Source organism: Chryseobacterium sp. (assembly GCF_022712095.1).
Lineage (GTDB): Bacteria > Bacteroidota > Bacteroidia > Flavobacteriales > Weeksellaceae > Chryseobacterium.
Map to the genome: position 1 here is coordinate 1 of NZ_JALAHD010000068.1, position 12,185 is coordinate 12,185.

Here is a 12,185-nt window from a genome sequence, read left to right on the forward strand (position 1 = left end):
ATTATGAGTTTTCATTTGTTTAGATTTTAGTTTATTTTAATTAATGATTAAGGAACTAATATTCAATGTTATTTTTCCTAACAGTGTTAATAATTAGTTCAAAAAAAATTTACAAAGACTTAATGAATCCTGCAACCGTTTCATCAAGGGTTGTTTTATTCATTGTTTCAGGGATGTCAGATCTACGCATCATCATGATCGAGATCAATCCGTGAACGGCAGAGAAAAGTGCATGGGACATGTGACATGCATTTTCCGGAGCAGAGCCGTTTTTCTTAATAATCTGATAGGTACAATCATAGATCATATCCTGAAATGAAGAGATTTCCTCTTTCATCTGTCCTTTGCCACTGCATTGCATTCCCAACCCAAACATCAATTGATAATATTCTTTGTTTTGAAATGCAAAGTTCCAATAGGTATCTACAATGGCAGTAAGTTGCTCTTCGGGAGTATCATATTTTTTCTTTGCTTTTACCAATTCGTTGTGAAGAAGTTTAAAGCCGTTTAAAGAAATTTCAAATAAGATCGCTTCCTTATTCTCAAAATGGTCATACACTACAGGAGCACTGTATTCGATAGCATCAGCTATTTTTCTGATAGATAAAGCTCCCCAGCCTTCTGTTTTTGCCAAACCGAAAGCTGCCTGCAAAATATTTGCACGGATGGATTCTTTTTCTCTTTGTCGGCGTTCATGTAGACCCATGATATTTTTACTAACAGTGTTAGCAAAGCTACGGAGTTTTAAGAATAACTTCCAAATAATATTTGAAATTTAACATATTATCAAGTTTTACCGTCTGAATTGTGCAGTTTTAAAAGAAGTTTTATCTTTGCTGTCAAAGAAATATAAAGGATATGAATACTCCCTCTAATATGTTGGCTTTAGGTACCAAAGCACCTTTTTTTGAGCTTCCTAATCCTTCAAAGACTAACGAAATACAGTCACTGGATGAATTGAAAGGAGAAAAAGGAACTCTTGTGATTTTTATGTGCAATCACTGCCCGTTTGTGCTTCATGTCATTGATAAGATTAATGAGCTTTATGAGGATTATAATGAAAGAGGAATAGAGTTTATTGCAATCAATGCTAATGATGTGGAGAAATATCCGGCAGATTCTCCTGAGAAGATGATTGAATTTCAGATTGAAAAGAGGTTTGATTTTCCTTATTTATATGACGAAAGTCAGGCAATAGCTAAAGCCTATGATGCAGCCTGCACTCCTGATTTTTATTTCTTTGATGAAAAGCTGGATCTGATTTACAGAGGGCAGATGGATGATTCGAGACCGGGAAATGGTAAGGATGTTACAGGAGAAGATCTGATTATTGCTTTTGAGAATCTTTTATCAGAGGAGCCCCAGGAGGAAATTCAGAGGCCAAGTATGGGATGTAATATTAAATGGAAATAATTAATATTAAAAAAATATAGACAAAGCTGTTCAATTACTGGATGGCTTTTTTTATTTTCTTGCGGTTGAAGGGTTCTAGCCTATTTTTATTCACGTGTTTTTAAATATTAACTTCGTTATGGGAATAATCTTTAATGAATTCGGAAGGTGTTTTGTCCGTATATTTTTTAAACATTCTGTTGAAATAAGTTACATTATTAAAGCCACAGCTGTAGCTGCATTCGGAAATGCTTTTGTTTTGAGCCATTAAAAGACAGGCTTTATTGATTCTGTATCGGTTTACAAATTCAGTGAAAGTGATCTGGGTCGCTTTCTTAAAGAAATTACAAAATGCCGGAAGGGTGAGATTAGCAAGTTTAGCGACTTCTTCAATAGGAATTTCTTTATCATAATTATTTTCCACATAAGTGAAAATATTTTCTAACCTTGCCTTATTTTTTGAAATAATGGTATAAGGCATGATCTCATTGTTCAATAATGAGTAATCTTCACATGTTGAGAGTTCAAATAAGATCTCTAACAGTAATAAATACCTTTTATAACCGTCACTTTCCATCAGTTTCTGAAGCTTGGGAAGTATTAATTTCTTAGTAGCTGTTCCGTATAGTATTCCATATTTGGAAAGTTCCAGAAGGTTCTTAATGGAACGTGCTTCCACTTCTTCGGGAGGAAACTGGAAAATCTCTTCTTTAAACTGAAGAACGATTTCTTCATGGGGATCTGTGGAGTTCAGTCCAAATCCTGAATGTGGAATATTGGACCCGATAAGAACAAGATCACCGTTTGTGTAATTACTTTTGTGATAACCCACGTGCCTTGTTCCGCTTCCTGCAATGATACATACCAATTCAATTTCAGGATGATAATGATAGGCCCAATTAAATTCCGAAATGGGAGCAGTCATGTGTAAAGTGCGAAAAGAGCTTTTCTCATTAGGGATTACCCTTTCAAAACTAACTTTCATTAAATTAATCTATTTTATGTTACTAAAATACTAATTATATTAATATAGTTCAAATATTGATTTATTACGTTAAATTAACGTTAAGTTGAATGCTCCTATCTTAGCCATCAAGAAATTATTTTAATGAAAAATTTCAATATAAAGGTAGTTTTATTTTTAAATTATTTTGTTTTTGCCATTCTCCTTAATTCTGTAGGAACAGTCATTCTACAGGTTCAGCAGAACTTTGGGATTTCAAAATCGGCAGCAAGTGTTCTGGAAGGATTTAAAGATCTTCCTATTGCGATCTGTTCCTTTATTCTGGCTTCATTTTTACCGAGAATGGGGATTAAAAATTCAATGCTTATCGGATTATTGATGGTGAGTGTGATGTGTTTTGTAATGCCTTTTTCCAACGCATTCTGGTTTTTTAAACTACTTTTTGCAGTAGTCGGAATTGCTTTTGGACTGATTAAAATTTCTGTTTTTACTTCCATAGGATTGGTTACTGATACCGATAAAGAACATGCCAGTTTTATGGGATTCCTTGAAGGCTTCTTTATGATTGGAGTACTGGCGGGGAATGTACTTTTCAGTTTATTTATAGATGATCATGATGCCAGATCAACTGCATGGCTGAATGTCTACTGGGTATTAGGAGGAATGTCTTTGTTGTCATTTCTGTTCCTTTTCTTTTCCCAGCTGGATGAAAAAGGTCTGAAGAATGAAAATACGAATATGTTGAGTGATCTTAAGAACAGCCTCAGTTTATTCAGTTATAAAAAAGTATTGTTTTTTCTCATATGTGCTTTTCTTTTTGTTCTGGTAGAGCAGAGTTTCCAGACATGGACTCCTACTTTTTATAAAGAAATATTAAAAGTACCAACCTCTATGAGTATCCAGGCGGGTGCTGTTCTTGCAGGAGCTTTTGCCTTAGGCAGATTCCTATCCGGGTTTTTCTCTAAGAAGTTCAGCTGGATTTATGTAGTTTCCTTTTGTATCATAGGTTTTGTGATCAGTATTTTACTGATCCTGCCTTTAACGCATCAAACAGAAATCAATGCAGGTACAACCTGGCTGAATGCTCCTCCGGTTGTTTATCTGTTTCCTCTTATGGGAGGCCTGCTGGCACCGATCTATCCAAGTATCAACTCCGTCATTCTTGCTTCTATTCCTAAATATTTACACAGTGCCATGTCAGGACTTATCGTTGTTTTTTCTGCCATAGGAGGGACTTTAGGTTCCATGATTACCGGTTTTGTATTTCAGGAATTCAGCGGACAAAGAGCTTTTTATTTATCACTGATACCTCTTACAATGCTTTTTGTATCGGCTATCATAATGAACAGATTAAAAATAAATTCTAATCAATGAAAATAAACAATCAATTTTACCTGAGTGATATAACATCTCTTTTTGATGATGTTCAGCGGGGAAAAATTTTTGACGACCAAAAAACAATGACAGATGCGATACCCTTGTATCCTGTATCTGATATTAATAAGAAATACAACCAAGAAAAACACAACGAAGGTTTTGATCTGAAATCATTTGTATTGTCACATTTTGATTTTATAAAAAAAGAAGAGAGCACTCATAGAAAAGATATACTGCCTATAGAAGAGCATATTGAAAAACTTTGGGATGAACTCACTCATACGGCTTCAGAAGAGAAAGGCACACTTCTGAAGCTCCCAAAACCTTATATAGTTCCCGGAGGACGTTTCAATGAATTTTTTTATTGGGATAGCTACTTTGTAATGTTAGGATTACAAGTTTCGGGGCGAGTACAAATGATGAAAAATATTGTTGAAAACTGCTCTTATCTTATTCAGACATTCGGTTTTGTTCCGAATGCGAGCAGAACTCATTTTCTGAGCCGTTCCCAACCCCCTTATTTTTCTTTGATGCTTGATTTACTTACTGAAACCACAAATGATGAAAAAATATACAGTGAGTATTATGATACATTGGAAAAAGAATATAATTTCTGGATGGATGGTGAGCAAGACTTAAGAAATGGTTCTGAGAGTAAAAGAGTGGTGAGAACGAAAGAAGGTGATATCCTGAACAGATATTATGATTCTCAAAACAATCCTCGTCCCGAAAGCTATCTTATAGATATTGAAGATCATGAAAATTCAGAAAGTGATGAATTTTACAGAAATATTAGAGCTGCCTGTGAATCCGGATGGGATTTTTCCAGCCGATGGTTTTCGGATGGTCACAGTATTCAGAAGATAGAAACGCTCAACCTTGCTGAGGTCGACCTGAATTGTTTATTGTGGCACCTAGAAAAAACATTGGTTAAAGCATCGGAGCTTCAGGGATTCTCTGAAAAAAAGAGATATTATGAGCAAAGGGCAGATCAGAGAAAATCAGGTATTGATCATTATTTCTGGGATGAGCATACCGGAATATACCGGGATTTTCATATTAGGAAAGAGATGCAGACAGAATCAAAGCATATTGCGACCTTGTATCCTCTTTTCCTGGGACTGGCGAGTAAAGAACAGGCGAGAGCTGTTACGGAGATCCTTGCTGATGAGTTTTTATATCAGGGAGGATTGGTTACTACTACGAAACAATCCGGACAGCAATGGGATCTTCCAAACGCATGGGCTCCCTATCAATGGCTTGGATATGTGGGGGCTAAAAAATATGGTTTTACATCCTTAGCAGAAGCTGTCAAAAACAACTGGTGTTCTAATATTGAAAGGGTATATAATAATACAGGTAAACTGATGGAAAAGTATAATGCCCAGGATACAGAAACAATTGCCGGAGGTGGAGAATACCCTAATCAGGATGGTTTTGGATGGACTAATGGAGTGTATTTAAAGCTCAAAAAATCTTAAAAGAAATTAAAACTAAAACTATATGGATATGAAAAAAAGATCGATTTTCTTTATGGCTGGCCTTGCTACCCTTTATTTTAATAATGTATATGGGCAGGAAGTAGAAAAGGATTCTACAAGGACAGCTTCCATTGATCAGGTAGTGATCACCGGAAATTCAAACCCTAAGAAAAAAATAGAGTCGAGTACTGCTATTTCTACATTCAGTGCCAAAGAAATTCAAAAGCAGAATCCTATAAGCGCTGCGGCATTATTACAGAGGGTGCCTGGTTTTGCGGTAGAAACTTCAGGGGGAGAAGTCGGGAATAACCTTTTTGCAAGAGGAATTCCTTCAGCCGGAGCTTATGAGTTTGTACAGGTACAGGAAGATGGACTTCCTGTATTTGAAGATGGAGCATTACAGTTTGCCAATGCAGATAATTTCTTTAGAGTGGATAATACGGTAAGCAGATTGGAAGCTTTGAGAGGAGGCTCAGGGTCTATTTATGCAAACAATTCACCAGGAGGGTTAATTAACTTTATTTCAAAGGAAGGAACTAACAATTTTAGAGGAGTAGCAAAACTTGAAACAAGTACTTACGGATTGATGCGTACCGATCTTAATGTAGGAGGTGCTCTGGTCCAGGATAAATTATTCTTTAATATCGGAGGTTTTTACAGAACGGATGACGGAATCAGAAAAACCGGTTTTAAAGCCAATAACGGAGGACAGATCAGAATGAACCTGAAATATGTTTTTGACAAAGGATATGCAAAAATATATTATAAAAAACTGGATGATAGAAATACTTTCTATCTGCCTATTCCATTAATCCAGAATGGGAACAGCCTGAAAGAGTTTCCTGGCTTTGATGCTAATTATGGTACTTATAGTTACAGGGCAATCAGCCAGCTTAATATTCCGCAGGCGGGAGGAGGTTTCTTCAGCAGAAACCTGGAAGATGGTATTCATCCGAAAGTGGATGTGGTAGGAGCAGAGTTTAAATATGATCTTGGAAATAATTTCAGTGTTCTCAATAAAACAAGGTATACCCATATTAATATGAGCTATACTGGGATATTTCCTTCCGGAGGTCCGCAGCTGGCAGGTGATTTTGCCAACAGTACAGGAATATCAGGAGATAACTATCAGTATTCTATAGTGGGAAGCGGGCAGGTTGTAAATCCTCAATATGTACAGAAACTAGGCTTCTGGGCGATTGATAAGCAGATGGATAATTTTATCAATGATTTACAGTTTAGCTATAAATTCGATAAAGGAAATATTACTGCCGGTTTTTATAAATCAAACTGGAAATCAAATCAGTACTGGAACTGGAGTAACATTCTTACTACAGCGACTGATAAACCACAATTGTTAAATTTAGTAGATACTTCCCTTAATTCAACAGATGTAGGATACTCTAAAACATATAACGGAGTAACGGATATGTCTTTCTTGGTAAGGAATTCTCAGATCCAGGGAAGCTTAAATAATCTTTATTTGAATCTGGATTATAATATTACAGAAGAGCTGAGTGTGAATGCAGGACTTCGATATAGCCGTGATTACTATAAAGGATATGCAGTTAATACAACTACAGCTAATCTTGATAATTCAGGATTAACTACTGATGGTACCCATAGCTTTGCAACGACGACAGCTGATGATAATATGAGTGTACTGGGCAATCAGTTTACCTATTGGAATTATGATATTGATAAGGTGTCCTATACATTGGCTGCTAACTACAAAATTAATGGACAGAATGCAGTATATGCACGTTTTTCTCATGGATTCAGATCTCCGAATGAAGAAACTTATTATAATAATATTGCTGATTTAAGCCAGATAAAACCAGTCCAAACTAACCAACTAGAATTAGGATATAAGTATTATACACGTAACCTGGATATCTCTGTAATTCCTTTTTATTCTACACTTAATAACCTTTCTTTTGCAGATGTATATTCTGACGGTACTTCTGAAAATAAATTTGCCAATACTTCCAATATTGGAGTAGAGCTTGAAGGGTTTGCCAGATTGTTTAATAATCTGTTGGAAGTAAGTTTCAACGGGACTTTCCAGAACCCAAAGTATAAAAACTTTACAGGAATGAATGCGGATGGAACCTCTTTTGATTATGATGGAAATCAGGTAAGAAGAATTCCGAAGTTCTATTTCAATATTTCACCTGCAGTAAATATTACTAAGGAGTGGAGAGCTTATGTGAGTTATAATTATTACGGTAAGCGTTTTCAGAATGAGGCGAATACGGATGATAATATTTTGCCGTCTTTCAGTGAATTCGGAGCGGGAACATCTTATCAGTTAGGGAAAATTCGCTTTGCTATTGATGCTACCAATATTTTCAATACTATCGGAATAACAGAAGGAGACCCTAGATCTCCATTGGTAGGAACTACGGATATAAGAATGGCAAGACCTATTATGGGAGCAGCTGTGAGAGGCTCCATTACTTTAGATTTTTAAGTGCATTAATTTTTTATATATTATAATCAAAAAAGTTTATTGAACATTGTTCAATAAACTTTTTTTAAAATGGTACTTAATTATTATAAAATATACCTCCGGCTTTTTAAAGTATATTAAAAATAAAGAGTTTGCCTGCCATAATTTAACAGGCAGTCTTTAGTTTTTAATACCCGGGGTTTTGTTTCATGTTTGGATTTAAATTGATGGCTTCCTGAGGAATAGGTAGTACAAATCTGAAATTACCCGCAGGTAGAGTTTTTAAAGCACCGATTGGTGCATCCGTACCACTTCCGTCTGCTGCAGATCCATAATCTGATCTTACAATGGATTGTCCTAACCTTTTAAGAGTCCAGAATCTGTCATTTTCAAAGGCAAGTTCAAGCCTTCTTTCATTATAGATAGCATTTAATAAATCTGTTCCTGTTTCCGTACCTGCTGTGTATGATGAATATCTTTGGGCTCTTAATATGTTAAGCAAAGCAAGAGCACGGGCAGAATTTACAGCTGAGGTTTTCATATATGCTTCTGCAACGTTAAGATAAACTTCCGCAGTTCTCAAAAATTTAATATCTACAACATTCAATGTGTTGGAACTAGCTCTTTTTCTGTGTTTTATTACATTGTTGTAAGAAGTTGTATTGTAGTTAGATGTTAAAGCATAAGCTTCCTTTCGGATATCTGTACTATTAAACTTTTGAAACAGATCATAATTGATATTGTATTCTGATAGGATTCCTTTTCCCGGAAAAGTTTGATTGTAAGCAACTCCTACTGTTACGTTATCGTCACTCACATTGGCGTTAGGTATGATGAATAGGTCTCCGTCCTGGGAGGCATCTCTCCATATATTCACGAAATTACTTAAGGTCCCTACTGAGGCACTTGCAGTGATACACTGTTCTCCATATTCTATAGCTTTACTATAATCTCCTTTATATAAATAGACTCTTGACAGAAAACCCAAAATTGATGTTTTGTTAAGTCTTGCAATGCTCCCGTTGTCTGAATTAATATTAGCAAGTGATTCTTCCAGATCTTTTATAATCTTATTATAGGTAATCTCTACGGTAGCATCTCTTGATGGTTTGATATTAGGGTCAAAAGTTGTTACGTAAGCTATCCCCAGAGAAGAAGGAGCATCACTGCTTTGAGTCGGAATTTTTGAATATGCTCTTACCAGATCGAAATGGGCGATGGCTCTCACTGCTTTTGCTTCAGCCTCAATATTTTTCATATAATCGGTGTAAGGAACCTTATCTAGATTATTTAAAACCAAATTAGCCCTGGAAATAACAAAATAAGCAGAGGAATATAAAGCTGTTACATCGTCTGTTTGTGGAGTATAAGCCCATTCATAGGCTGTTTTATTTGTTCTCCTCCCTTGAGGATTGAGAATAAGATTATCAGCCAATACATCTCCGAGAATAATAGAATTTCCGGTATCACCATTATAGTAAGTGGGACTTTTAAAAGCATCATAAGCACCATCTAAAACCAATCTGTAATTGGCTTCAGTAGTGAAGATAGTTGCCGGAGTATCCTGATTATTAGGTGAAATATCAAAACTTTCATCACTGCATTGAAGTGAAAAAAAAGAGAGAGAGGATACTAAGAAAATATGAGTGAATATTCTTTTCATAATTGTTTTAAATTTAAAGTTCTATTTCTATTCCTAGTAGAAATGTTTTTACAGCAGGATAGCTATATAGTGCATAAGCCCCACTAATGAAAGTTTGTCCCGCTCCGGTTTGATTTTCTCCTGAACCTACAGATACTTCGGGATCTCCTTCGAATTTTGTCCAGGTAATAAGGTTTTGTCCGGTTAAAGAAAGTCGGATCTTATTAACAGGCAAGGATTCTCCAAAGGTCTTTTTATCGAAGGTGTATCCGATACTTAGGTTTCTTAATCTTATATAAGAAGCATCCTGTAAAAATCTGTCGGTTGTTTTTAAACCTGTAGCTCCACCCGGTGCATTTGAATTATTACCAGGTCTTGGTAAAACATCGGTCTGTCCCGGCGTTGTCCAGTAATTGGCGGCATCCGTTCTCATATTCCCCGTGTTTCCATTGACGTAGTTCAACATATTAAGAGCCATGTAATTATAAGTGTAGTTTCCTGACTTATAACTAAAGTCTGCCTGAAGGTCAAAACCTTTATAGGTTAAACTGGTACCGAATCCTCCATACAATTTAGGCAGGGGAGATTTTTTATCAATAAGAACAGCGTCATCAGAATTGTAAATTTCTGTAGTACCGCCTTCTTTTGTGTAATATATTTCATTTCCATTATCAGGATTAATGCCCGCACTTCTTACTAAATAGAAATTAAATGGTTCATATCCTTCTTTAAGAATATTGATATCCATAATTCTCTGGTTTTCACCTTCCCTTAGTTTAAGTAGCTTATAGCTCATTATACTGGTGTTGGCACGTACACTCCATGTGAAATTTTGAGATTTTATAATGTCTGCTGATAAACTTATTTCAAGTCCCTTGTTTCTTAAGTTACCTGCATTAATATTAGTGGAGTAGGCACCTCCTTCGGAACTATAGTTAGGAACGGATAAAATGAAATCTTTTTTCTGATCTATGAAATAATCAATAGTTCCTCTTAATCTGTTTTTTAGTAATCCAAATTCGGCACCATAGTTTTGAGATTTAGTGACCTCCCATTTCAGATTGTCATTGCCATAGGTTGCATTAGTGTAAATCGTAGGATAAGTACCATTTATTCCGCCTGACATTAATACTCTATTAATATTTAAATCGATATTATTATAGCCTCTTGTACCAATTGAAGCTCTGACCTTTAATAGAGATAAAATACTGCTGTCATTTAGGAAGTTTTCATTGGTAACATTCCATGCGCCGCTTAATGACCAAAAGGGTTCGGAGGTGACATTGTTTTTTCCGAATCTGGAATCTTTATCCTGTCTTATTGAAGCTGTTACAATGTATTTCTTTGCAAAATCATAGGTTAAAAAAGCTCCGTAAGAAAAAGTTCTGTATAGTTGATCGTAACCTCTAATTGCAAAAGGTTTTGAAGCATTATCCAGTTCGTTCAGTGTCGGAGATGAAAAACTTCGTCCAGTTCCGCTAATATAATCGTTTTTATATTCGGTATATTCTACTAAACCAAGTAAATCAAAATGATGATTGCCAAATGTTTTTACATAATTAAGTGTATTGGAGTTAGTGTATCGGAAACGGTTCTGATTGGTTTCTGCAACACTTCCGTCTATTCCTAACACATTATCTAAAAAGGAACCTCTTAAAACTTTACTGGTATTTCTTACATTATTGAAATAGCCTCCTAACTGTGTTTTAAAGGTCAGTTCCTCTAAAAATTTGTATTGTGCATATATATTTCCGTCAAAAATGAGGGAGTTGGTATTTTGAGGATTGTTTTTAAGTGCCTCTAAAATAGGGAATCCCAATTGTGTAGGATTGTAGGAACCATCTGAATTATATACAGGTTCGTAAGGGTTGTAAGAATACATAGCCCTGATGGGATTCTGGATATTGTTTCTGTCCCTTATCTCCTGAGATGTTGTGTAGTTAACGCCTGTAGAAACTCCTATACTTAATTTGTCAGTAGGATTGGTATCATATTTTATTCTACCTGTATATCTTTTATAAGCATCAATATTTCTGATGATACCATTGTCTGCATCATAACCTAATGAAATAGCGTATTTTGATTTTTTGTCACCACCTCTTATTCCGATCAGATAAGATTCAGTAAATGATTTTCTTAAGATATCATTTTGCCAGTTATGACCCTGTGCAAGGTCTGAAGCAGTTTCTTCTGCTGTTCTCGGCTCATAACCAGATATTCCCAAACCATACATTCTGTTTTCATAATCAAGTTTCTCTGACGCATTCATCATGCGAAAATTTTTATCTTTAATTTTTTCTGAGAATCCTACTTTGGAACTGAATGTAATCACGGGTTTTCCTGTCTTTCCTCCTTTGGTTGTTAAGACGATAACTCCATTGGCACCCTGAGATCCATAGATGGCAGCTGCCGCAGCGTCCTTAAGAACTGAAAGACTTTCATAGTCACTAGGGTTGATAGAATTAAAGACATCCTGAGCTCTCTGATCATTCCCTACAATGAACCCGTCAATTACAAATAAGGGATTGGAAGCTCCCACAGAAGCTGTAATATTACCCAGACCCCGGACTCTTATTGTAGAGCCAGACCCCGGCTTTCCATTGAGTGCGGATACATCAAGCCCGGCGGCTTTCCCCTGTAAAGCATTTGTACCCATTGTAGAAGAAGAAAAATTAGATAGAGATTTTCCTGATACCACTGTTATTGCAGAGGTAACTTCATCTTTATTCTTTTTTTGATAACCCGTTACAACGATTTCATCTATCATTTTTTCTTTAGTAACAGTATCTTTTTTTATGGATTGTGCGAATGTAGCCTGTCCCACAAAAAACAAAACCCCGATACTTAAAATACGTATTTTATCATCCATATAACATA

Annotated in this window: 8 protein-coding genes; 4 read left to right on the plus strand and 4 right to left on the minus strand. The window is 35.7% G+C overall.

Going from position 1 to position 12,185, the window contains the following annotated elements:
* Positions 1-109: 109 nt before the first annotated feature.
* Positions 110-706, minus strand: coding sequence for a TetR/AcrR family transcriptional regulator (locus Q0A18_RS03155; RefSeq protein ID WP_292008718.1), 597 nt, complete (start codon positions 704-706; stop codon positions 110-112).
* 152 nt (positions 707-858) lie between these two features.
* Here Q0A18_RS03155 and Q0A18_RS03160 point away from each other — a divergent pair, with 152 nt between their 5' ends.
* A complete protein-coding gene (locus Q0A18_RS03160) occupies positions 859-1,413 on the plus strand; it encodes a thioredoxin family protein (protein ID WP_292008719.1) in 555 nt (184 codons plus the stop codon).
* A 100-nt stretch (positions 1,414-1,513) separates the two neighbouring features.
* Here the strand turns inward: Q0A18_RS03160 and Q0A18_RS03165 are convergent, their stop codons facing one another.
* Positions 1,514-2,377 carry an AraC family transcriptional regulator gene (locus Q0A18_RS03165; protein WP_292008720.1) on the minus strand — a complete coding sequence of 288 codons (864 nt, stop codon included), beginning with the start codon at positions 2,375-2,377 and terminating at the stop codon, positions 1,514-1,516.
* 123 nt (positions 2,378-2,500) lie between these two features.
* Here Q0A18_RS03165 and Q0A18_RS03170 point away from each other — a divergent pair, with 123 nt between their 5' ends.
* From Q0A18_RS03170 to Q0A18_RS03180, 3 genes are read left to right on the plus strand one after another with little or no spacing between them, the layout of a single operon-like run.
* Complete coding sequence (locus tag Q0A18_RS03170; RefSeq protein ID WP_292008721.1) at positions 2,501-3,730, plus strand: MFS transporter; 1,230 nt, start codon at positions 2,501-2,503, stop codon at positions 3,728-3,730.
* On the plus strand, positions 3,727-5,214 hold the full coding sequence (locus Q0A18_RS03175) for a trehalase family glycosidase (protein ID WP_292008722.1): 1,488 nt from the start codon (positions 3,727-3,729) through the stop codon (positions 5,212-5,214). The genes Q0A18_RS03170 and Q0A18_RS03175 overlap by 4 nt, the downstream gene beginning before the upstream one ends.
* A 28-nt stretch (positions 5,215-5,242) precedes the next feature.
* The gene (locus Q0A18_RS03180; RefSeq protein ID WP_292008723.1) at positions 5,243-7,687 is read left to right on the plus strand and encodes a TonB-dependent receptor; all 2,445 of its coding nucleotides are present in this window, start codon (positions 5,243-5,245) and stop codon (positions 7,685-7,687) included.
* A 166-nt stretch (positions 7,688-7,853) separates the two neighbouring features.
* On the opposite strand, the gene Q0A18_RS03185 is transcribed toward Q0A18_RS03180, so the two are convergent.
* Together Q0A18_RS03185 and Q0A18_RS03190 are read right to left on the minus strand one after the other, a co-directional pair.
* Positions 7,854-9,329, minus strand: a complete 1,476-nt coding sequence (locus tag Q0A18_RS03185; protein WP_292008724.1) for a RagB/SusD family nutrient uptake outer membrane protein — start codon at positions 9,327-9,329, stop codon at positions 7,854-7,856.
* Between the two features lie 13 nt (positions 9,330-9,342).
* A partial coding sequence (locus Q0A18_RS03190; protein WP_292008725.1) for a SusC/RagA family TonB-linked outer membrane protein occupies positions 9,343-12,185 on the minus strand: 2,843 nt, incomplete at its 5' end.

Excerpts from the sequence above, each read along its gene's own strand:
- Q0A18_RS03155 (WP_292008718.1), bottom strand. The coding sequence starts at position 706 with ATGGGTCTACATGAACGCCGACAAAGAGAAAAAGAATCCATCCGTGCA.
- Q0A18_RS03160 (WP_292008719.1), top strand. The coding sequence starts at position 859 with ATGAATACTCCCTCTAATATGTTGGCTTTAGGTACCAAAGCACCTTTT.
- Q0A18_RS03180 (WP_292008723.1), top strand. The coding sequence starts at position 5,243 with ATGAAAAAAAGATCGATTTTCTTTATGGCTGGCCTTGCTACCCTTTAT.
- Q0A18_RS03165 (WP_292008720.1), bottom strand. The coding sequence starts at position 2,377 with ATGAAAGTTAGTTTTGAAAGGGTAATCCCTAATGAGAAAAGCTCTTTT.
- Q0A18_RS03185 (WP_292008724.1), bottom strand. The coding sequence starts at position 9,329 with ATGAAAAGAATATTCACTCATATTTTCTTAGTATCCTCTCTCTCTTTT.
- Q0A18_RS03170 (WP_292008721.1), top strand. The coding sequence starts at position 2,501 with ATGAAAAATTTCAATATAAAGGTAGTTTTATTTTTAAATTATTTTGTT.
- Q0A18_RS03175 (WP_292008722.1), top strand. The coding sequence starts at position 3,727 with ATGAAAATAAACAATCAATTTTACCTGAGTGATATAACATCTCTTTTT.